This is a genomic window from Nocardioides sambongensis (genome assembly GCF_006494815.1).
Classification (GTDB): domain Bacteria; phylum Actinomycetota; class Actinomycetes; order Propionibacteriales; family Nocardioidaceae; genus Nocardioides; species Nocardioides sambongensis.
In genome coordinates this window covers 1,797,322-1,819,234 of the sequence record NZ_CP041091.1, presented here as the reverse complement: position 1 = coordinate 1,819,234, position 21,913 = coordinate 1,797,322, and the positions used below count along the sequence as shown (strand labels likewise).

Here is a 21,913-nt window from a genome sequence, read left to right as displayed (position 1 = left end):
CGGGGGCCTGTCACGATGGGCGCATGGACTCCGAGGTGCACTCGTACACGACCGGTGGCGTCGAGGTCGTCCTCGACCTGACCCGGGATGTCGCCGCCTTCGCCGCGGGGCGCGGCGACGGCCTGCTGCACGTCTTCGTCCCGCACGCCACCGCCGGCCTGGCGATCCTGGAGACCGGCGCCGGCAGCGACGACGACCTGCTCGCCGCGCTGGGCGACCTGCTGCCCGCCGACGACCGCTGGCGCCACCGCCACGGGAGCCCCGGTCACGGTCGCTCGCACGTGATGCCCGCGCTGGTCCCGCCGTACGCGACGGTGCCGGTCCTCGACGGCCGGCTGGCCCTGGGCACCTGGCAGAGCATCTGCCTGGTCGACCTCAACGTGGACAACGCGGTGCGTGAGGTGCGGTTCAGCTTCGTGGCGGGCTGATCGGCCGGGAATACCGCGATCGCACTGCGGGGTTGGGACTGGTTGTGCAGGTGAGAGGACGAGGGACGACGGCAGCCGGTTTCGGGGTCCTCTGGGTCGCGATCAAGCGGGAGCCCTGGATCTTCACCCTCTCCACCCTGGGCAGCGTGCTCTTCGGAGCGCTCACCGTCGCCGACGCCTGGGTGCTCGGCTGGTCCACCGACAACGTGGTGCTGCCGGCGTTCCGCGACGGCGAGATCGGCGCCGACATGCTGTGGGCGGTGCTCGGCCTGTTCGTGGGCGTCGCGATCCTGCGCGCCGTGGGCATCGTCGCCCGCCGCCTCGGCGCCGGCGTGATGCAGTACCGGATGCAGGCGCACAGCCGCCGTGCAGTCACCCGGCAGTACCTCGGCCTGCCGATGTCGTGGCACCAGAAGCACCCGACCGGCGAGCTGCTGTCCAACGCGAACGCCGACGTCGAGGCGGCCTGGGGGCCGATCGCGCCGCTCCCGATGGCCGTCGGGACGCTGGCGATGATGGTGATCGCGGTCGTGCAGATGCTGCTGGCCGACCTGGTCCTCGCCGCGGTGGGCCTGCTGGTCTTCCCGCTGGTGATCGTGACCAACGTGGTCTACCAACGACTGGCGTCGGGTTGGGCCACCCGGGCCCAGCAGCTGCGGGCCGAGCTCTCCGAGATCGCGCACGAGTCCTTCGACGGCGCGATGGTGGTCAAGACCCTGGGGCGCGAGCCCGAGGAGACCGCCCGGTTCGCCGCGAAGGCGGACGAGCTGCGCGAGGCGAACCTCCGGGTGGGCCGGATCCGGGCGGCCTTCGACCCGGCGCTCGCCGCGCTCCCCAACCTCGCGGTGCTGGTGGTGCTGGTCATCGGCGTGCAGCGGGTGGTCTCCGGCGCCACCGATGCCGGAGACGTGGTCACCATCGCCTACCTGCTCACCGTGGTCTCCTTCCCGATCCGCTCGATCGGCTGGCTGCTGGGCGACTTCCCGCGCAGCGTGGTCGGCTTCCGCCGGGTCTCCTCGGTGCTCGCCGCCACCGGCGCCATGCCGTACGGCGACCAGCGGCTGCCGGCGGACCCCGCGGCGCCCGGCGCCCGGCTGGAGGTCGACGCGGTCGACTTCGGCTACGAGCCCGACCGGCCGCTGCTGCGGGACCTGACCTTCGCCGTCGAGCCCGGCCGCACGGTCGCCCTGGTCGGCGCGACCGCGTCCGGCAAGAGCACCCTGACCACCCTGCTGACCCGGCTGGTCGACGTCGGCGACGGCGCCATCCGCATCGACGGGGTGGACCTGCGCGACCTGCGGCGCGGCGAGCTGGCCGACGCCCTGGCCGTGGTGCCGCAGACCGCCTTCCTCTTCGACGACACCGTCCGCGGCAACATCACGCTCGGTGCCGAGGTGAGCGACGAGGAGATCTGGAGCTCCCTGCGCACCGCGCAGGCCGACGGCTTCGTGGCGGCGCTGCCGCACGGCCTGGACACCCGCCTGGGGGAGCGCGGCACCTCGCTCTCGGGCGGTCAGCGGCAGCGGATCTCACTCGCCCGTGCCCTGGTCCGCACCCCGCGCCTGCTGCTGCTCGACGACGCCACCTCGGCGGTCGACCCCGACGTCGAGGCGCGGATCCTCGCCGCGCTGCGCGAGCGCCCCGACGGCGCCGGCGCCACCCTGCTCGTGGTCGCCTACCGCAAGGCCACGATCGGGCTCGCGGACGAGGTCCTCTTCCTGGTGGACGGCGCCATCGCGGACCGGGGGACCCACGCCGACCTGGTCGCCCGCAACGCCGACTACGCGCGCCTGGTCAACGCCTACGAGACCGAGGAGGTGACCGCATGAATGCCACCACATCCGCCGGAGCGACCGACACCGCCGAGGCCTCGGCCGGCACCGCCCTGCACACCGGGGAGGACATCGGCGCCTGGCAGACGATCCGGCGCGGTGTGCGGCACTCGCCCGAGCTCGTCGACGGGATCTGGGTGACCCTCGGGCTGGCGGTGCTGGCCTCGCTGGGCCAGATCGTGGTGCCGGTCGCGGTGCAGCAGACCATCGACCACGGACTCCAGGCGGAGCAGGGGCCGGACGCCTCCTTCACCACGCTGATGGCGACGCTCGCCGGGCTCGGCCTGCTGATCACCAGCTGGGCGTCGTACAAGATGACGGCGCGGTTGTTCGACACCTCCGAGCGCGGCCTCGCCACGCTCCGGGTCAAGGCGTTCCGGCACGTGCACGACCTGCCGCTGCTCACCCAGAACACCGAGCGGCGCGGGGCGCTGGTCTCCCGGGTGACCAGCGACGTCGACCAGGTCAGCCAGTTCCTCGTCTTCGGCGGGCTGCTGGCGGTGGTCAGCGTGGGGCAGGTGCTGATCGCGACCATCGTGATGATCGTCTACAGCTGGCAGCTCGCCCTCGTGGTGTGGCTCTGCTTCGCCCCGCTCTTCCTGAGCCTGCGGTTCTTCCAGCGTCGGCTGTCCGCCGCCTACGGCACCGTACGACGCCAGGTCGGCGTCCTGCTCTCGGCCGTCTCCGAGCCCGTGGTCGGTGCCGCGGTGGTCCGGTCCTACGCCATCGAGGAGCGCACCCAGGAGCGGATCGACACCGCGATCGACGCCCACAAGGCCGCCAGCACCCGGGCCCAGGGGTTCACCGCGTTCTCCTTCTCCCTCGGCGGCATCTCCGCCGGGCTGGCCAACGCAGGGGTCCTCATCGTGGGGATCTGGCTCGGCCAGGGCCGGGTCTGGGGGAGCGAGGAGGGCAGCATCACCGCGGGTCAGGTGCTCGCCTTCGCGTTCCTGGTGACCCTGTTCGTCGGCCCGGTGCAGATGGGCACCCAGATCCTCACCGACGCCCAGAACGCGATCGCCGGGTGGCGCAGGGTGATCGGCATCCTGGACACCCCGGCCGACCTCGTCGACCCCGGTCCGGACGGGGTGCGGCTGCCGCACCGCCCGGTGGACGTGCTGTTCGAGGACGTCCGGTTCGCCTACCCCGGCGGCCGGCCGGTGCTGCGCGACATCGACCTCAGCATCCCGGCGGGACGTCGGGTCGCGGTGGTCGGCGAGACCGGCTCGGGCAAGTCGACGCTGGCCAAGCTGCTGACCCGGTTGATGGACCCCAGCGGCGGGCGGGTGCTGATCGACGGCACCGACCTGCGCGAGATCGCCGAGGACAGCCTGCGCGCCCGGGTGGTGCTGGTGCCGCAGGAGGGCTTCCTCTTCGACGACACCGTCGCCGCCAACGTGCGCTACGGGCGGGCCGGCGCGACCGACGCGGAGATCACCGCGGCCGCCGAGGCCCTCGGGCTGGGCGACTGGCTGCGCGGCCTGCCCGACGGCCTGGCCACCGAGGTGGGCCAGCGCGGGGAGTCGCTATCGGCCGGTGAGCGCCAGTTGGTCGCCCTGCTGCGCGCCCAGCTGGCCGACCCGGACCTGTTGGTGCTGGACGAGGCGACCAGCGCGGTCGACCCCGAGCTGGAGATGCGGATCGGTCGCGCCCTCGAGCGGCTGATGGCGGGCCGGACCTCGGTCACGATCGCGCACCGGCTCTCCACCGCGGAGGCGGCCGACGAGGTGGTCGTGGTGGACGCCGGGCGGATCGTCCAGCAGGGGCCGCACGCCCTGCTCGTCGCCGAGCCCGACAGTGCCTACGGTCGGCTGTACCGGTCCTGGGTCGCCCAACACGGCACACCTATCATCGAGCCGTGACCACGCCCGACCCACGCCCAGGCTCCGCACTCGCGCCGGCGCTCGCCGACCGACTCAAGCGGAACGCCGACGGACTGGTGCCGGCGGTGGTGCAGCAGCACGACACCGGCGAGGTGCTGATGCTGGCCTGGATGGACGACGAGGCGCTGCACCGCACCCTGGCCACCGGACGGGCGACCTACTACAGCCGCTCCCGTCAGGAGTACTGGGTGAAGGGGGAGACCTCCGGCAACCCGCAGCGCGTGGTCGAGGTCCGGCTGGACTGCGACGGCGACACCCTCCTGGTGAAGGTGGACCAGGTCGGCGTGGCCTGCCACACCGGGGCGCGGACCTGCTTCGACGACGGGCTCGTCGATGGCTGAGGAGAGCCGCCCGAGCGGCGCCCACGACGACGCCCACGACGACGCCCACGACGACGTGGGCGACCCCATCGGCCACGACGGCCACGACGGCAGGCGATCGCGACGTCGTACGTTCGGTCCGGCGGTGCTGGTCGGCCTGGCCGGCTCCGGGCTGGCCGCGGTGGGTGGGCACCGCGCGATGCTCGAGGTGCCGGCCGCCTACTGGTCCTCGATCGGGTCGACGATGTTCGCCGGCGAGGCCTATGCCGACATCAACCGGGTGGAGTTCCCGCTGGCCGGCGCGCTCGCCCTGGTCTCGCTGGCCTGCTGGGGAGTGATCCTGGTGGCCCGGGGACGGTTCCGCCGCCTGGTCGCCGTCCTGGCCGCGCTCGCCTCGCTCGGCATCGTGGCCGTGGTCGTGGTCGGCGGGTTCGTCCAGGACGAGGACGCCGCGGGCGACATCGCCGAACGGATCGGCGCCTCGGGACTGAGCCGGATCGACCTCGAACCGACCACCTGGCTGTGGGCCACCCTGGCCGGCGGCCTGCTCGGCCTGGCCGCCTCCGCCGCGGCCGTCGCCTGGGCGCCGCAGTGGCCGGAGATGGGGTCGCGCTACGACGCGCCGACGGCCGCCGGCAGCACCGCCACCACCGTCACGGAGCCGATCGAGGAGCGCAGCCACCTCGACGTGTGGAAGTCCCTCGACGAGGGACAGGACCCGACTGCGTAGAATCCCTGCTGCCGCCGTCGGCGGCTCAGTTTCGTTCCCTGACTCTGGAGGAGCCCTCACCATGGCCGACAACCACGGCAACACCCCCGCGGCCTGGACCGCCGTCCTGATCGCCCTGGTGGGATTCGTGGTCGGCGGTGTCGGCATGTCGCTCTCGCCGGTCAACTACCCGCTGTTCTGGGTCGGCGTCGCGCTGGTCGTGGTCGCCGGGGTCGCCTTCGTGGTGATGGCCAAGATGGGGCTGCACGAGTCCGGTCACTGAGTCGGTCGGGCCGAGATGACCACCGCGCCGACGCCCCCCGTCGCGGCGAGGGCCGCGCAGCCCCGCTGGCTGCGGATGGCGCCGCCGGCGATGGTGGCGGGTGTGCTCGGCGCGATGACCGTCGCGCTGCACGTGCGCGACCCGCACTCCCAGGGCTCGTGGGGACTGTGCCCGAGTGCGGCCGTCGGGTTCTGGTGCCCGGGCTGCGGGGGACTCCGGGCGGTCAACGACCTGACCGACCTCCGGATCCTCGACGCCGCCTCCAGCAACCTGCTCTTCGTGGCCTCGATCCCGATCCTGGCCTACATCTTCTACCGGTGGGCGGCCGGGCGGTGGACCGACCGCCGCTGGGACCCCTCGGAGCGTTCGACGAACTTCTCCGCGGTGGCGCTGATCGTGCTGATGGTGCTCTTCGCCGTCGTCAGGAACACGACGGCGGGGTCCTGGCTCGCGCCCTGACCCCGCCGTCGGCAGTCGCTGTGCGACCGCGTGGTGCCTACCGTTCAGCGACTCACAGGTCGCTGTAGTAGTTGAAGGACGCGTTGTCGCTGGCGATCAGGATCACCCAGAGCACGACGCCGATCACGATGCCGACGATGCCCAGGATCAGACCGGCCATCGCCATGCCGCGGCCGGTCTTCTTGCCCTCGTCGATCTCCTTCTTGGCGAGGAAGCCGAGCACGGTGGCGGCGATGCTGAAGATGAACCAGGTGCAGCAGAAGATGCCGAGGATTCCGGTGACCAGCGAGATGATGCCCAGCACCGAGGTCTGCTGCGGCTGACCGCCGTAGCCGGGCTGACCGGGCATCCCCGGGCCCGGGGCGGCGGCGGAGTTCCGTAGTTCGGCGGCTCGTTGTAGCTCACGATGGTGCCTTTCGATGCTGGGTTCGACGTGGTCGCGGCCCGGCCGAGGGCCGGGCAGTGTCGTCGACACTAACGGGCGCGTGCCACACTCGACACCACCTGTCGGTGTGTTGGATCGACGGGTTCGCACGGCCGGTGCGCCCCGCGCACCGGGCACGAGATCAACGGAGGCAGCAGATGTCGGCGCAGTCGGCGCACACGTCCGTGCTCGACGACATCGTCGCCGGGGTCCGCGAGGACCTGGCGGCTCGCGAGGCGGCGGTCCCCCTGGTCGAGCTGCGGGCCGCGCTCGCCGACGCACCCCCGCCCCGGGACCCGATGCCGCACTTCCGCTCGCCGGGCTCGAGCGTGATCGCCGAGGTCAAGCGGCGCAGCCCCAGCAAGGGCGACCTGGCCGACATCCCGGACCCCGCCGCACTGGCCGCGGAGTACACCGCCGGTGGCGCCGCCGCGATCAGCGTGCTCACCGAGCAGCGTCGGTTCAACGGGAGCCTGGCCGACCTGCGCGCGGTGCGCGCCGCGGTGGACACCCCGATCCTGCGCAAGGACTTCATCGTCGCCGAGTACCAGCTGGTCGAGGCCCGGGCCGCCGGCGCCGACCTGGCGCTGTTGATCGTCGCCTCGCTGCCCGGCGACCGGCTGCAGCGGCTGTACGACGCCGCGCGGGACCTGGGGCTCACCGTGCTGGTCGAGGTCCACGACGAGGCGGAGACCGAGCGGGCGGTCGAGCTGGGCGCCGAGCTGGTCGGCGTCAACGCGCGCAACCTGAAGACCCTCGCGGTGGATCCGGGCACCTTCGCTCGCCTGGCCCCGCTGGTCCCCGAGGACCGGGTGCTGGTCGCCGAGTCCGGGATCGGCGGCCGTCCGGACGTGGAGCGTTTCGTGCGCGAGGGGGCCCGCGCCGTACTGGTGGGGGAGGCCTTGGTGAAGGACGGAGCACCGCGTGCGGCGGTCGCCTCGATGACGGGAGTGGGAGCGTGACCGAGCAGGGACAGAGCGCCGGCAGCCACGACGCGGACGAGCGCGGTTGGTACGGCGGGGACGGGGCGTTCGGCGGCCGGTTCATGCCGGAGGCGCTGATCGCCGCCCTCGACGAGCTGGACGTGGCCTGGCGTGGGGCGATGGCCGACCCCGACTTCACCGGCGAGTTCGACCGCCTGCTGCGCGAGTACGCCGGAGTCCCCAGCATGCTCTACGACGCCACCAGGCTCTCCGAGCAGGCCGGTGCCCGGATCCTGCTCAAGCGCGAGGACCTGAACCACACCGGCGCCCACAAGATCCGCAACGTGCTCGGCCAGGCGCTGCTCACCAAGCGGATGGGCAAGAAGCGGGTGATCGCGGAGACCGGGGCGGGGCAGCACGGCGTCGCCTCGGCAACCGCCGCGGCCTACCTCGGGCTGGACTGCACGGTCTACATGGGACGCGTCGACACCGAGCGCCAGGCGCTCAACGTCGCCCGGATGCAGCTGCTCGGCGCCGAGGTGGTCCCGGTCGAGTCCGGCAGCGCCACTCTGAAGGACGCGATCAACGAGGCACTGCGCGACTGGGTCGCCACGGTCGACCACACGGCGTACCTCTTCGGCACCGCTGCCGGGCCGCACCCGTTCCCCAGCCTGGTCCTCGCCTTCGTCCGCGGGATCGGCGACGAGGCCCGGGCCCAGTGCCTGGAGCAGTACGGCGCCCTGCCGGACGCGGTCGCCGCGTGCGTCGGCGGGGGCTCGAACGCGATCGGACTCTTCGCCGGCTTCATCGACGACGCCGACGTCGCGATCTACGGGTTCGAGGCCGGGGGAGACGGTGTCGAGACCGAGCGGCACGCCGCCACCATCCACGCCGGCAAGGTCGGCGTGCTGCACGGCGCGCGCACCTACGTGCTGCAGGACGAGGACGGGCAGACCGTCGAGTCGCACTCGATCTCCGCGGGCCTCGACTACCCCGGGGTGGGGCCGCAGCACGCCCACCTGGCCGCCTCCGGCCGGGCCAGCTATCTCCCGGTGACCGACGCCGAGGCGATGGACGCGATGGCCCTGCTGGCACGCACCGAGGGGATCATCCCCGCGATCGAGTCGGCCCACGCCGTCGCCGGCGCGCTCCGGGTCGCCCGGGAGCGCCCGGGACAGACGATCCTGGTCAACCTCTCCGGCCGCGGCGACAAGGACATGGGCACCGCGTTGGACTACTTCGAGCTCGGCAAGGCAGGCACGGCATGAGCACCAGCAACGCCGCGGACATCGGCAACGCTCGGGGCACCGCGCGCGCGTTCGCCAAGGCCCGGGCCGAGGGTCGCGCGGCACTGGTCGGCTACCTGCCGGCGGGCTACCCGGACGTCGACGGCGGGATCGAGGCGCTCCGTGCGCTGGTCGCCGCGGGCTGCGACATCATCGAGATCGGCCTGCCCTACAGCGACCCGGTGATGGACGGACCGACCATCCAGGCGGCGGTGCAGCAGGCGCTGGACAACGGCGCGCGCACCGAGGACGTCTTCCGCACCGTCGAGGCGGTCGCCGCCACCGGCACCCCGACCCTGGTGATGACCGCCTGGAACCCGGTGGAGGCCTACGGGGTCGACCGGTTCGCGCAGCGACTGGCCGACGCCGGAGGAGCTGGCCTGATCACCCCCGACATCACGCCGGACTACGCGCCGGAGTGGATCGCCGCGGCGGACGCGCGCGACCTGGACAAGGTGTTCCTGGTCGCGCCGTCCTCGACCGACGAGCGGATCGCGATGACCACCGCGGCCTGCCGCGGGTTCGTCTACGCCACCGCGGTGATGGGCGTGACCGGCGCCCGCGCCACCACCAGTGACCTCGCCGAGCCGCTGGTGGCCCGCACCAAGGCGACCACCGACCTGCCGGTCGGGGTCGGCCTCGGGGTCAGCAACGGCGCCCAGGCCGCGGAGATCGCGGGCTACGCCGACGCCGTGATCGTCGGCTCCGCCTTCGTCCGCGCCATCGCCGACGCCGGCGCCGACCGCGGGGCCGGCCTCTCGGCACTCACCGCCCTCACCGAGGACCTGGCCGCCGGCGTCGCCGGTGGTGCTGCCCGGTGAGGGCCCGCCGCGGCCTCCGGGCCGTCCTCGCCCTGCCCCTGGCGCTGGTGCTCGCGGTCAGCCTGGCCGCCTGCGGCGGTGAGGAGGACTCCCAGGACTTCACCGGGCGTCGCCTGGAGAACCACTGGCAGGTGCCGGATGTGTCCCTGACCGCGACCGACGGGTCGCCGTACAGCCTGGCCGAGGACGCGGACGACCCGATCACCCTGGTCTTCTTCGGCTACACCAACTGCCCGGACATCTGCCCGCTGGTGATGAACAACATCGCGGCGTCGATGAACCGGCTCACCGACGCCGACCGGGAGCAGGTCGGGATGGTCTTCGTGACCACCGACCCCGCGCGCGACGACGAGAAGACGCTGCGCCGCTACCTGGACGGCTACGACGACTCGTTCGTCGGCCTGACCGGGGACCTCGACGACATCATCGCCCTGGGGGAGCCGCTCAACGTCTACGTCAGCGACGGCAAGAAGCTGCCGACGGGCGGATACGATCTCGGCGGCCACTCGACCTTCGTCCTCGCCGTCGAGGACGACGAGGCGATGGTGATCTGGAACGAGGAGACCTCCGCGACGGAGTTCGCCACCGACATCCACACCCTCCTGGAAGAGGACTGAGACCATGCTCGACCTGATCGTGGCCACCATCCCCAGTCCCGACCAGGGAGTGTGGAACCTCGGGCCGGTCCCGATCCGGGGCTATGCGCTGTGCATCATCCTCGGCATCGTCGCCGCCATCTGGATCGGCGAGCGCCGCTGGCAGGCCCGGGGCGGACAGTACGGCGACGTGCAGGACGTCGCGCTCTGGGCGGTCCCGTTCGGCATCGTGGGCGCTCGGCTCTACCACGTGGCCACCGACTGGGAGAAGTACTTCGGCGAGGGCAAGGACCCGATCAGCGCGCTCTACGTCTGGAAGGGCGGCCTCGGCATCTGGGGCGGCATCGCGCTCGGCGCGCTCGGTGCCTACATCGGGGCCCGCCGCAAGGGCATCCGGTTCCTGCCGTTCATGGACGCGCTGGCCCCGGGCCTGCTCATCGCGCAGGCGATCGGCCGCTGGGGCAACTGGTTCAACCAGGAGCTCTACGGCAAGCCGACCGACCTTCCGTGGGGGCTCGAGATCGACCCGGCCAACTGGCCGACCACCTGCGACTACCCGCCCGGGTCGGGCACCTGCACCTTCGAGGTCGGCACCACCTTCCACCCGACGTTCCTCTACGAGAGCCTGTGGAACATCGCGGCCTTCGCGCTGATCATCTGGCTCGAGCGTCGCTTCCGCCTCGGCTACGGCCGGGTGATGGCGCTCTACGTGATGGCCTACACGCTGGGGCGCGGCTGGATCGAGGCCCTGCGCATCGACGACGTACAGCTCAACAACGTGCTCGGTCTGCGGTTCAACGTGTGGACCTCGATCGTGCTCTTCGTGGTCGCCGCGATCGCCTTCGAGTACTCCCGCCGCACCCACCCGGGGCGGGAGGCCGACGTCTACCTGCCCGGCCGCGGACCGTCGGCGGCGGAGACCGACCCTGAGTCCGACGCTGAGTCCGACGTGGAGACCGACGCGGGGACCGACACCGGGTCGGACGAGGAGCCCACCGCAGGGACCGATCCGGCGCCCGGCGGGTCCGACGAGACGGACGACACGTCCGCGGAGCGTTCCACCAACGAGTAGCGGCGGATCAGCACCCTTCACACGGTGGTAACCTGAGGCCTCCGCCGCGTGGGCCAGTGACGTCCCTTGCGCCCCACCTTCTGGGGACTCATCATGCGATGAGCCCCCAGACGTAGTCGACGGGAGAACTCTGGTGCCCTATTCGCACGCCTTCCCGGCACCGGTTGGCCTCTACGACCCCAGCCACGAGCGTGACGCCTGTGGTGTGGCGTTCGTGGCCACGCTGACCGGAGAGGCCAGTCACGACATCGTGGCCAAGGCACTCACCGCCCTGCGCAACCTGGACCACCGCGGCGCCGCCGGCGCCGAGGTGAACTCCGGCGACGGCGCGGGCATCCTGATGCAGGTCCCGGACGCCTTCCTGCGAGCCGTGACCGCCGAGGCCGGTCTCGAGCTGCCCGCCGCCGGCACCTACGCCGTCGGTACGGCGTTCCTGCCCGGCGACACCGAGCAGGTCGCCAAGACCCGCGGCCGCATCCAGGAGATCGCCGCCGAGGAGGGCCTGCAGGTCCTCGGGTGGCGCGAGGTCCCGGTCGAGCCGGAGATCCTGGGCACGATGGCCCTCAGCGTGATGCCGACCTTCACCCAGCTCTTCGTGACCACCGAGGGTCAGCAGAGCACCGGGATGGACCTCGAGCGTCTGGCGTTCTGCCTGCGCAAGCGCGCCGAGCGTGAGACCGACGTGTACTTCCCGTCGCTCTCCTCGCGGACGCTCGCCTACAAGGGCATGCTGACCACCGACCAGCTGGACAACTTCTTCCCGGACCTGGTCGACGAGCGGATGGCCTCCGCGCTGGCCGTGGTGCACTCGCGCTTCTCGACCAACACCTTCCCGAGCTGGCCGCTGTCCCACCCGTTCCGGTTCATCGCCCACAACGGTGAGATCAACACCGTCAAGGGCAACCGGAACTGGATGCGCGCCCGCGAGGCGCTGCTGCACTCCGACCAGATCCCCGGCGACCTGGAGCGGCTCTACCCGATCTGCACCCCGGAGGCGTCGGACTCGGCCTCCTTCGACGAGGTGCTCGAGCTGCTGCACATGGGCGGCCGCAGCCTGCCGCACTCGGTGCTGATGATGATCCCCGAGGCGTGGGAGAACCACGGCGAGATGGACGAGAAGCGGCGCGACTTCTACCGCTTCCACTCCGCGATGATGGAGCCGTGGGACGGCCCGGCCTGCGTGGTGTTCACCGACGGCGCCCAGATCGGCGCCGTGCTGGACCGCAACGGGCTGCGTCCGTCCCGCTTCTGGGTCACCGACGACGGCCTCGTCGTGCTGGCCTCGGAGGTCGGCGTGCTCGACCTCGACCCGGCCACCGTGGTCCGCAAGGGCCGGCTGCAGCCGGGCCGGATGTTCCTGGTCGACACCGAGGAGCACCGGATCATCGAGGACGAGGAGGTGAAGTCCGAGCTCGCCGCCGAGCACCCCTACGGGGAGTGGCTGCACGCCGGTCTGATCCACCTCGACGACGTCCCGGACCGCGAGCACATCGTGCACACCCACGCGTCGGTGACCCGCCGCCAGCAGATCTTCGGCTACACCGAGGAGGAGCTGCGGGTCCTGCTGACCCCGATGGCGAACAGCGGTGCCGAGCCGATCGGATCGATGGGCACCGACACCCCCATCGCCGCGCTCAGCGACAAGCCCAGGCTGCTGTTCGACTACTTCAGCCAGCTGTTCGCGCAGGTCACCAACCCGCCGCTGGACGCCATCCGCGAGGAGCTCGTCACCTCGCTCAACGGCACCATCGGCCCGGAGTCCAACCTGCTCGAGCCGGCGCCCGCCTCGTGCCGCCAGGTGGTGCTCCCGTTCCCGGTGATCTCCAACGACGACCTGGCCAAGATCCGTCACATCAACCGTGACGGGAACATGCCCGGCTTCATCACCCACGTCTCCCGCGGCCTCTACTCGGTCGAGGGGGGCGGCGCGGCGATGGCGCAGCGGATCGACGAGATCTGCCGCGAGGTCTCCGACGCGATCGCTGACGGCGCGCGCGTGATCGTGCTCTCCGACCGGCACTCCACCGCCGAGCTCGCGCCGATCCCGTCGCTGCTGCTCACCGGCGCGGTGCACCACCACCTGGTCCGGGAGAAGACCCGCACCCAGGTCGGTCTGCTGATCGAGGCCGGCGACGTCCGCGAGGTCCACCACGTGGCCCTGCTGGTCGGCTACGGCGCGGCCGCGGTCAACCCGTACCTGGCCATGGAGACCGTCGAGGACCTCGCTCGCGAGGGCTACTACGTCACCTCCGACCCGGAGCAGGCGGTGAAGAACCTGATCAAGGCCCTGGGCAAGGGCGTGGTCAAGGTGATGAGCAAGATCGGTGTCTCCACGGTCGCCTCCTACACCGGCGCGCAGATCTTCGAGTGCGTCGGCCTCTCCCAGACGGTGGTGGACAAGTACTTCACCGGCACCACCTCCAAGCTGGGCGGTATCGAGCTCGACACCGTCGCCGAGGAGGTCGCCAAGCGGCACGCGACGGCGTACCCCCGCGGCGGCATCGCTCCGGCGCACCGCGAGCTCGAGATCGGCGGCGAGTACCAGTGGCGCCGTGAGGGTGAGCCGCACCTGTTCAACCCGGAGACGGTCTTCCGCCTCCAGCACTCGACCCGGACCGGCCGCTACGACATCTTCAAGCAGTACACGAAGGCCGTCGACGAGCAGTCCGAGAAGCTGATGACCCTGCGCGGTCTGTTCCGCTTCAAGGACGCCGGGGACTCCGGTCGGGCCCCGATCCCGATCGAGGAGGTCGAGCCGGTCTCGGAGATCGTGAAGCGCTTCTCCACCGGCGCGATGTCCTACGGATCGATCAGCCGCGAGGCGCACGAGACCCTGGCGATCGCGATGAACCGGCTGGGCGGCAAGTCCAACACCGGTGAGGGTGGCGAGGACGCGGACCGTCTCTACGACCCGGAGCGACGCAGCTCGATCAAGCAGGTCGCCTCCGGCCGGTTCGGCGTCACCAGCGAGTACCTGACCAACGCCGACGACATCCAGATCAAGATGGCCCAGGGCGCCAAGCCCGGCGAGGGCGGTCAGCTGCCGGGCAACAAGGTCTATCCGTGGGTGGCCAAGACCCGGCACTCCACGCCCGGCGTGGGGCTGATCAGCCCGCCGCCGCACCACGACATCTACTCGATCGAGGACCTGGCCCAGCTGATCCACGACCTGAAGAACGCGAACCCGGCCGCCCGGGTGCACGTGAAGCTGGTCTCGGAGGTCGGCGTCGGCACGGTCGCCGCGGGTGTGTCCAAGGCGCACGCCGACGTGGTGCTGATCTCCGGCCACGACGGGGGCACCGGCGCGTCGCCGCTGACCTCGCTCAAGCACGCCGGCGGTCCCTGGGAGCTCGGCCTCGCCGAGACCCAGCAGACCCTGCTGCTCAACGGTCTGCGGGACCGGATCGTGGTGCAGACCGACGGTCAGCTCAAGACCGGCCGCGACGTGGTCATCGCCGCGCTGCTCGGCGCGGAGGAGTTCGGCTTCGCGACGGCGCCGCTCGTGGTCTCGGGCTGCATCCTGATGCGCGTGTGCCACCTGGACACCTGCCCGGTGGGTGTGGCCACGCAGAACCCGGTGCTGCGCTCGCGGTACTCCGGGCAGGCCGACTACGTGGTGAACTTCTTCGAGTTCATCGCCGAGGAGGTCCGCGAGCTGCTCGCCGAGCTCGGCTTCCGCAGCATCGAGGAGGCCGTCGGTCAGGTGCAGCACCTCGACGTGGTCGAGGCGATCGAGCACTGGAAGGCCTCCGGCCTCGACCTGCGCCCGATCCTGCACAAGATCGACGTGGCGCAGACGCACTTCCCGGACCAGGACGTCCACAACACCCAGGGCCAGGACCACGGCCTGGAGAAGTCGCTGGACGTCACCGAGCTCGTTCCCCTGGCCCAGGCCGCTCTGGAGAACGGCGAGCCGGTCCGGGCGCAGCTGCCGATCCGCAACGTGAACCGCACCGTCGGCACGATCCTGGGCCACGAGGTGACCAAGAAGTACGGCGGCGAGGGGCTCCCCGAGGGCACCATCGACCTCACCTTCACCGGCTCCGCGGGACAGTCGCTGGGTGCGTTCCTGCCCAAGGGCATCACCCTGCGGCTGGAGGGCGACGCCAACGACTACGTCGGCAAGGGGCTCTCCGGCGGCCGGATCGTGATCCGCCCGGACCGCACTGCGCCGTTCAAGTCCGACGAGCACATCATCGCCGGCAACACGATCGCCTACGGCGCGACCGCGGGAGAGATCTTCATCCGCGGCGGCGTGGGGGAGCGGTGCTGCGTGCGCAACTCCGGTGCCCGGGTGGTCACCGAGGGCGTCGGCGACCACGGCTGCGAGTACATGACCGGCGGCCGGGTCGCGGTCCTCGGCAAGACCGGCCGCAACTTCGCGGCCGGTATGTCCGGCGGCATCGCCTGGGTGCTCGATCTCAAGGAGTTCCGGGTCAACCCGGAGCTGGTCGAGCTGCGCCCGGTGAGCGAGGAGTACGCCGCCGAGCTGGAGCAGATGGTGCGGTCGCACCACGAGGAGACCGGTTCCAAGGTCGCCGAGGCGCTGCTGGCCGACTGGGACGCCGCACTGGCGCGGTTCACCGAGGTCATGCCGCGCGACTACGCGAAGGTCCTGGCGGTCCAGGCCGAGGCGGAGGCCGACGGCCTCGACGCCGAGCAGGCCGCCAACAAGGTGATGGAGGTCCTCTATGGCTGAGGTCCGACCCAAGTACGGCATCCGGTCTGCTCGTCAGGCCGTGGAGAAGGGAGCGCACCATGGCTGACCCGAAGGGCTTCCTCAAGGCCGGTCGCGAGGGCGCGACCCGGCGCCCGGTCGACGAGCGCGTGCAGGACTGGAACGAGGTCTACCCCGACGGGGTGGGCCGCGCGCTGCTGCCGATCATCAACGTGCAGTCCAGCCGTTGCATGGACTGCGGCATCCCGTTCTGCCACCAGGGCTGCCCGCTGGGCAACATCATCCCCGAGTGGAACGACCTGGTCTGGCGCGACGACTGGGAGGGTGCGATCGAGCGCCTGCACGCGACCAACAACTTCCCGGAGTTCACCGGGCGGCTGTGCCCGCGCCGTGCGAGACCGCCTGCGTGCTGGGCATCAACCAGGACCCGGTGACGATCAAGAACATCGAGGTCTCGATCATCGACCGCGCCTGGGACTCCGGGAACGTCCGGCCGCAGCCGCCGGAGTGGCTCTCCGGCAAGACCATCGCCGTGGTCGGCTCCGGGCCGGCCGGCCTGGCCACCGCCCAGCAGCTGACCCGCGCCGGTCACACGGTCGCGGTCTACGAGCGGGCCGACGAGCCCGGCGGGCTGCTGCGCTACGGCATCCCCGAGTTCAAGATGGAGAAGGTGCACCTGGAGCGCCGTCTGGACCAGATGCGCCGCGAGGGCACGGTCTTCCGCGCCGGCGTCGAGGTCGGGGTGGGCAAGCTCACCGGCGACCAGCTGCGTGACCGGTACGACGCCGTCGTGCTCGCCATCGGCTCCACCGTGCCGCGGGACCTGCCGGTCCCCGGGCGCGAGCTCGGCGGGATCCACCAGGCGATGGAGTTCCTGCCCCAGGCCAACCGGGTCGCGCTCGGCCAGGAGGTCGAGGGCCAGGTCCGCGCCGACGGCAAGCACGTGGTGATCATCGGCGGCGGTGACACCGGTGCGGACTGCCTGGGCACCTCGATCCGTCAGGGTGCGGCGTCGATCACGCAGCTGGAGATCATGCCCCAGCCGGGTGAGGAGCGTCCGGCCGGCCAGCCGTGGCCGACGTACCCGATGATCTTCCGGGTCTCCTCGGCCCACGAGGAGGGCGGTGACCGGGTGTACGCGGTCTCCACCAAGGAGTTCATCGGCAACGAGGACGGCAACGTCAAGTCGCTGCGCCTGGTCGGCGTCGAGTTCGTCGACGGCAAGCTGACCGAGGTCGAGGGCACCGAGCGCGAGATCCCGGCCGACCTGGTGCTGTTCGCGATGGGCTTCGTCGGCCCGGAGCAGCCCGGCCTGGTCGAGCAGCTCGGCGTGGAGCTCGACGAGCGCGGCAACGTGCGACGTGACAGCGACTACCAGTCGTCGGTCCCCGGCGTCTTCGTGGCCGGTGACGCCGGCCGCGGCCAGTCGCTGATCGTCTGGGCGATCGCCGAGGGACGTGCTGCGGCCTCCGCCGTGGACGAGTACCTCACCGGCTCGACGACGCTGCCCGCCCCGATCCCGCCGACCGCCCGTCCCGTGGTGGCCTGAGGGTCGCGCGACGGCGTCAGCACGAGCCGGCAGGAGCCCCCGTTCGCGGTGGTGCTCCTGCCGGCTCGTCCGTTCACCGGGTGGTCACCGCAGCGACGGCGCGGCTGGTGTGAACGTTCCAAGGCCCGGGGACTAGGCTGCACGGGTGCGGAGAGCCAAGATCGTGTGCACCCTGGGACCGGCGACCAACACCGAGCGCCGGATCCGCGAGCTCGTCTATGCCGGGATGGACATCGCCCGGATGAACATGAGCCACGGCACCCACGCCGAGCACGAGTCGGTCTACGAGCTGGTGCGCTCGGCCGCCGAGGCCAGCGGCCGCGGTGTGGGCATCTTCGCCGACCTGCAGGGGCCCAAGATCCGCCTGGACACCTTCGCCGAGGGCCCGGTCGTGCTCAAGCGCGGCCAGCGCTGGACGATCACCACGCGCGAGGTGGCCGGCGACGCGGAGATCTGCGGCACGACGTACAAGGGTCTGCCCGGTGACGTGCACCCCGGTGACCCGATCCTGATCGACGACGGCAAGGTGCGGCTCCGGGTCGTCGAGGTCGCCGACACCGACGTGGTGACCGAGGTGCTGGTCGGGGACCGGTCAGCAACCACAAGGGCATCAACCTGCCGGGCGTCGCGGTCTCGGTGCCGGCGCTGTCGGAGAAGGACGAGGAGGACCTGCGCTTCGCGCTGCGGCTCGGGGTCGACTTCATCGCGCTCAGCTTCGTCCGCAACGCCGACGACGCCGAGGACGTGCGCAAGGTGATGCGCGAGGAGGACATCCTCGTTCCGGTCATCGCCAAGATCGAGAAGCCGCAGGCCATCGAGCACCTCGACGAGATCGTCAAGGCCTTCGACGGGTTCATGGTGGCCCGCGGCGACCTGGGCGTGGAGTGCCCGCTCGAGGAGGTCCCCGTGCTGCAGAAGCAGGTGATCGAGAAGGCGCGGCGCAACGCGAAGCCGGTGATCGTGGCCACCCAGATGCTGGAGTCGATGGTCACCAACCCCGCTCCCACCCGGGCCGAGGCCAGCGACGTGGCCAACGCCGTGCTCGACGGGGCGGATGCGGTGATGCTGTCGGGCGAGACGAGTGTGGGCGACCACCCGATCCACACGGTGGAGACGATGGCCCGGATCATCACCGCCACCGAGAAGCACGCCTTCGAAGGGTCGTTCCCGGAGCGCTTCGGCCGGATCCGGTGGGAGCCGCGCACCCGCTCCGGCGTGATCACCAAGGCGGCCGAGGAGGTCGCCCACCGGGTCGACGCCAAGTACGTCGTCGCGTTCACCCAGAGCGGTGACTCCGCGCGCCGACTCTCCCGGCTGCGCAGCCGGATCCCGGTCCTCGCCTTCACCCCGTTGGACAAGGTGCGTTCCCAGCTCGCCCTGAGCTGGGGCGTGGAGACCTACCGGACCGGCGAGGTCGAGCACACCGACGAGATGGTGCGCCAGGTCGACGAGAACCTGCTGCGCTCGGGTCGCGTCGCCGAGGGCGACCTGGTGGTGATCGTGGCGGGCAGCCCGCCCGGCATCCCCGGGTCCACCAACGCGCTGCGGGTCCACCGGATGGGCGATGCGATCAACGAGGTCGCCCCCGCCTACCGGCGGCGCTGAGGCGGGTCCCGCAGGCCTCACCGGGTCCAGGCGGTGGTGGCGGCGACCGCCTGCACGTCGCACGGCTGGTCGGGCGGGTTCACCAGCACCTGCTGGCGGAGGATGATGTCGTCCGGGCCGGCCCCGGTGTCCTGGGTGAGCATCACCCCGGTGAGGCGGCCCGGCTCCTCGGGGTCGGTGAGCCGGATGGCGACCAACACGGCCTGCTGGCCGTCACCGCGCCCGAGGGTGGTCCCGACCAGCGGGCGTCGCGTCGGCCAGGCTCCCATCGACCCGACCATCCCGGCGTCCTTGAGCGGCGGGTAGTTCAGCGCGATGCCGGTGACCTGCGAGGTGCCGTCGTACCGGACGATCGCCCGCTCCACCACGCTGAGGTTCTCGGCATCGGTCAGGTCGGCGGCGAGCAGCAGCGTGGGGACCGTGGCCGAGACCGAGCCCGGGTGGAGCATCACCTCGCCCTCCGGGTCGGCCGCGACGCAGCGGGCCAGCACCGGAGTCCTGCGGGTCGGGTCGGTGGCGGTGACGAAGGGCTCGTCGGTGTCGGTGCCCGACCCCGACCCCGGGGTGGAGCATCCGTGCAGGACGCCGAGCGCGGTGGCGGCGGCCAAGGTCGCCGCCCATCGGCCGGGTGTCGCCTGGAGCACCCGCATGCAGCAACACTACGCCGCAGTGCCCCGGGTGAGATTCGAACTCACACTGGATGGTGTTTGAGACCACTGCCTCTGCCGTTGGGCTACCGGGGCGGCTTTCGCGCGGGGACACGTTATCCGACCCGACGGGCGCCGCTCACGCCGGTGTCGGGGTCACCGCGGCGACCCGGGGCACCCGAGCGGTGGGATGAGCCGCGGCTCACGTCCTGCCCGAGCCCTCCGGCGGCTAGCCTGGTGCCGTGAACGACGCAGTCGCCGACGGCAAACCCGCAGCAACCCGCACCGTGGTCATCGCCGAGGACGAGACCCTGATCCGGATGGACCTGGCCGAGATGCTGGCCGAGGAGGGCTACCAGGTGCTGGGCCAGGCCGCGGACGGGGCGAAGGCGATCGAGCTGGCCGAGGAGCTGCGCCCGGACCTGGTGATCCTGGACGTGAAGATGCCCGTGCTCGACGGGATCGCGGCGGCCGAGGCGATCGCCGGGAAGCGGATCGCCCCCGTCGTCATGCTCACCGCCTTCTCCCAGCGCGAGCTGGTCGAGCGGGCTCGCGAGGCCGGCGCGATGTCCTACCTGGTCAAGCCGTTCAGCCAGTCCGACCTGGTGCCCGCGATCGAGATGGCGGTCAGCCGGTACGCCGAGATCGCCCAGCTCGAGGCCGAGGTCAGCGACCTGAAGGAGCGCCTGGACACCCGCAAGGCGGTGGACCGCGCCAAGGGCATCCTGCAGGAGCAGCTCTCGCTCAGCGAGCCCGAGGCGTTCCGCTGGATCCAGAAGACCGCGATGGACCTGCGGATGTCGATGCGCGAGGTCGCCGAGGGCGTGGTCTCCCACGGGGTCCCCGGCGCCGGGGCCTGACGCTGCGGTCCTGCCGCCGGGCCCCATGGTCACAACTTGACAACGAGGCGTACCAGGCGGGGATCAGGGGGCCAGTTGCGGTCTACCTTGTGGGGATCGTCGTTTAGACGGTGGTCGGAATCACATCGGCAGCGTCGCCGCAGGTGACCGACCGACAGGGAACAACTGACGGAGGCTTGATGAACCGCACTTCCAAGCTCGTGCGCCTCGGCGCGCTGGGGCTGGCCGCGTCGCTGGCGCTGACCGCATGCGGCGGCGACGACACCGACGACAACGCGGGCAGCAGCGACAACGCGTCGTCCGGCCCGGAGGGCACGCAGTGGTACTTCGTGGACGGGAACACCGCTGACTACTCGGCCGACTTCGACGCCGGCACCCTCGCCGGCACCAAGGCGACCTACCCGGGTCCGGAACTGGCCGATGACTTCAAGGATCGCCTGCTCGGCGTCAACGGCAAGCTGAAGGACTTCACCTACGGTCCGGAGTCCTACGACGCCACCATCGCCGCGGCGCTGGCAGCGCTGGCCGCCGGCGACGACTCGGGCACCGCGGTCGGCAGCCAGATGCAGGCGGTCACCTCGGAAGGTGAGAAGTGCACCGACTTCGCCACCTGCGCCGACCTGCTCGCCGACGGCGAGGACATCGACTACGACGGCGTCTCCGGCCCGATCGACCTCAACTCGACCGGTAGCCCGTCGGCCGCGACGATCGGCGTCTTCGAGTACGCCGACGACAACACCTACGCGCCGGTCGACTACGTCACCGGTGAGATCCCGGACGTCGACAGCGTCGGCGCCAAGCAGAAGATCGGCAAGGTCGAGAAGGGCGACGGCACCCTCAACATCGGCGGCCTGCTGCCGACCTCGGGTGACCTCGCGTTCCTCGGCCCCCCGGAGATCGCGGGTGTCGAGCTGGCGATCCAGGAGATCGACGAGGCCGGGACCGACCTCAAGGTCAACTTCCTCGGCAACGCCGACTCCGGTGACGGCACGCCCAACATCGCGCCGTCCAGCGTCGACAGCCTGCTGGCCAAGAACGTCGACGTGATCGTCGGCGCCGCGTCCTCGTCGGTGTCGCTGAGCGTCATCGACCGGATCACCGGTGCCGGTGTCGCGCAGATCTCGCCGGCGAACACCTCGACCGCGTTCGACTCCTACGCCGACAGCGGGCTGTACTTCCGTACCGCGCCGTCCGACGTGCTGCAGGGCTCGGTGATGGCCTCGACCCTGCTGGGCGACGGTCACCAGAACGTGGCGATCCTGGCCCGCCAGGACTCCTACGGTGAGGCGCTGGCGGACAACGTGGAGAAGTTCTTCACCGAGGCCGGCGGCACCATCGTCTCCAAGACGCTGTACTCGCCGGAGGCCGCGACCTACACCGCGGAGATCGACGAGCTCGCCTCGACCGACCCCGACGCCATCGTGCTGATCGCCTTCGACGAGACGAAGAAGATCGTGCCCGAGCTGGTCAAGGCCGGTCTGGTCCTGGAGTGACCCGCACCGGGTAGACGAACAACGAAGAAGCCCCGACCGCCGAGA

The 21,913-nt window shown here is 71.4% G+C and carries 17 protein-coding genes, 1 tRNA gene and 2 pseudogenes; 17 read left to right on the top strand and 3 right to left on the bottom strand.

The genetic code is table 11. The features are described 5' to 3' along the window. The first annotated feature begins 23 nt into the window (after positions 1 to 23). The 7 genes from FIV43_RS08460 to FIV43_RS08430 all read left to right on the top strand — a co-directional run bounded on the left by FIV43_RS08460 (position 24) and on the right by FIV43_RS08430 (position 5,914). Positions 24 to 428 carry a YjbQ family protein gene (locus FIV43_RS08460; protein WP_141013771.1) on the top strand — a complete coding sequence of 135 codons (405 nt, stop codon included), beginning with the start codon at positions 24 to 26 and terminating at the stop codon, positions 426 to 428. A gap of 50 nt (positions 429 to 478) precedes the next feature. Then, on the top strand, positions 479 to 2,257 hold the full coding sequence (locus tag FIV43_RS08455; RefSeq protein WP_231123840.1) for an ABC transporter ATP-binding protein: 1,779 nt from the start codon (positions 479 to 481) through the stop codon (positions 2,255 to 2,257). Beyond that, a complete protein-coding gene (locus tag FIV43_RS08450; protein ID WP_141013770.1) occupies positions 2,254 to 4,122 on the top strand; it encodes an ABC transporter ATP-binding protein in 1,869 nt (622 codons plus the stop codon). Before FIV43_RS08455 ends, FIV43_RS08450 begins: the two co-directional genes overlap by 4 nt. Further along, positions 4,119 to 4,484 carry a phosphoribosyl-AMP cyclohydrolase gene (gene hisI, locus FIV43_RS08445; protein ID WP_141013769.1) on the top strand — a complete coding sequence of 122 codons (366 nt, stop codon included), beginning with the start codon at positions 4,119 to 4,121 and terminating at the stop codon, positions 4,482 to 4,484. Before FIV43_RS08450 ends, hisI begins: the two co-directional genes overlap by 4 nt. After that, positions 4,477 to 5,193, top strand: coding sequence for a Trp biosynthesis-associated membrane protein (locus FIV43_RS08440; RefSeq protein WP_141013768.1), 717 nt, complete (start codon positions 4,477 to 4,479; stop codon positions 5,191 to 5,193). Before hisI ends, FIV43_RS08440 begins: the two co-directional genes overlap by 8 nt. A 61-nt stretch (positions 5,194 to 5,254) precedes the next feature. Next, positions 5,255 to 5,455 (top strand): HGxxPAAW family protein, encoded by a 201-nt coding sequence (locus FIV43_RS08435; protein ID WP_141013767.1) that lies wholly within the window; start codon positions 5,255 to 5,257, stop codon positions 5,453 to 5,455. Positions 5,456 to 5,470: 15 nt separating this feature from the next. Then, positions 5,471 to 5,914 carry a DUF2752 domain-containing protein gene (locus tag FIV43_RS08430; RefSeq protein ID WP_141013766.1) on the top strand — a complete coding sequence of 148 codons (444 nt, stop codon included), beginning with the start codon at positions 5,471 to 5,473 and terminating at the stop codon, positions 5,912 to 5,914. Between the two features lie 52 nt (positions 5,915 to 5,966). Here FIV43_RS08430 and FIV43_RS08425 read toward each other — a convergent pair whose 3' ends face one another. Further along, positions 5,967 to 6,263, bottom strand: coding sequence for a DUF4190 domain-containing protein (locus FIV43_RS08425; protein WP_141013765.1), 297 nt, complete (start codon positions 6,261 to 6,263; stop codon positions 5,967 to 5,969). Positions 6,264 to 6,496: 233 nt separating this feature from the next. Between FIV43_RS08425 and trpC the strand changes: the two genes are divergently transcribed. The 8 genes and pseudogenes from trpC to pyk all read left to right on the top strand — a co-directional run bounded on the left by trpC (position 6,497) and on the right by pyk (position 18,868). Further along, complete coding sequence (gene trpC, locus FIV43_RS08420; protein WP_141013764.1) at positions 6,497 to 7,300, top strand: indole-3-glycerol phosphate synthase TrpC; 804 nt, start codon at positions 6,497 to 6,499, stop codon at positions 7,298 to 7,300. 83 nt (positions 7,301 to 7,383) lie between these two features. Beyond that, positions 7,384 to 8,529 (top strand): tryptophan synthase subunit beta, encoded by a 1,146-nt coding sequence (gene trpB / locus FIV43_RS08415; RefSeq protein WP_231123943.1) that lies wholly within the window; start codon positions 7,384 to 7,386, stop codon positions 8,527 to 8,529. Then, positions 8,526 to 9,368: a tryptophan synthase subunit alpha gene (trpA, locus tag FIV43_RS08410; protein ID WP_141013762.1), complete on the top strand. Its 843-nt coding sequence runs from the start codon at positions 8,526 to 8,528 to the stop codon at positions 9,366 to 9,368. The genes trpB and trpA overlap by 4 nt, the downstream gene beginning before the upstream one ends. Next, the gene (locus FIV43_RS08405; protein WP_141013761.1) at positions 9,365 to 9,985 is read left to right on the top strand and encodes an SCO family protein; all 621 of its coding nucleotides are present in this window, start codon (positions 9,365 to 9,367) and stop codon (positions 9,983 to 9,985) included. The genes trpA and FIV43_RS08405 overlap by 4 nt, the downstream gene beginning before the upstream one ends. A 4-nt stretch (positions 9,986 to 9,989) precedes the next feature. Then, a complete protein-coding gene (lgt, locus tag FIV43_RS08400) occupies positions 9,990 to 11,036 on the top strand; it encodes a prolipoprotein diacylglyceryl transferase (protein ID WP_141013760.1) in 1,047 nt (348 codons plus the stop codon). A gap of 133 nt (positions 11,037 to 11,169) precedes the next feature. Then, positions 11,170 to 15,735: a glutamate synthase large subunit gene (gltB, locus tag FIV43_RS08395; RefSeq protein WP_141013759.1), complete on the top strand. Its 4,566-nt coding sequence runs from the start codon at positions 11,170 to 11,172 to the stop codon at positions 15,733 to 15,735. 59 nt (positions 15,736 to 15,794) lie between these two features. Then, positions 15,795 to 17,263, top strand: a pseudogene (locus FIV43_RS08390) (glutamate synthase subunit beta). Between the two features lie 145 nt (positions 17,264 to 17,408). Beyond that, positions 17,409 to 18,868 (top strand): annotated as a pseudogene (gene pyk / locus FIV43_RS08385) (pyruvate kinase). A gap of 17 nt (positions 18,869 to 18,885) precedes the next feature. On the opposite strand, the gene FIV43_RS08380 reads toward pyk, so the two are convergent. After that, the gene (locus tag FIV43_RS08380; RefSeq protein ID WP_141013758.1) at positions 18,886 to 19,518 is read right to left on the bottom strand and encodes a hypothetical protein; all 633 of its coding nucleotides are present in this window, start codon (positions 19,516 to 19,518) and stop codon (positions 18,886 to 18,888) included. A gap of 20 nt (positions 19,519 to 19,538) precedes the next feature. Further along, a tRNA-Leu gene (locus FIV43_RS08375) sits at positions 19,539 to 19,611 on the bottom strand. A gap of 224 nt (positions 19,612 to 19,835) precedes the next feature. Between FIV43_RS08375 and FIV43_RS08370 the strand changes: the two genes are divergently transcribed. Then, positions 19,836 to 20,375 carry an ANTAR domain-containing response regulator gene (locus FIV43_RS08370; RefSeq protein WP_141015822.1) on the top strand — a complete coding sequence of 180 codons (540 nt, stop codon included), beginning with the start codon at positions 19,836 to 19,838 and terminating at the stop codon, positions 20,373 to 20,375. 179 nt (positions 20,376 to 20,554) lie between these two features. After that, on the top strand, positions 20,555 to 21,868 hold the full coding sequence (locus tag FIV43_RS22190) for an ABC transporter substrate-binding protein (RefSeq protein WP_231123839.1): 1,314 nt from the start codon (positions 20,555 to 20,557) through the stop codon (positions 21,866 to 21,868). The last annotated feature ends 45 nt before the right edge of the window (positions 21,869 to 21,913 follow it).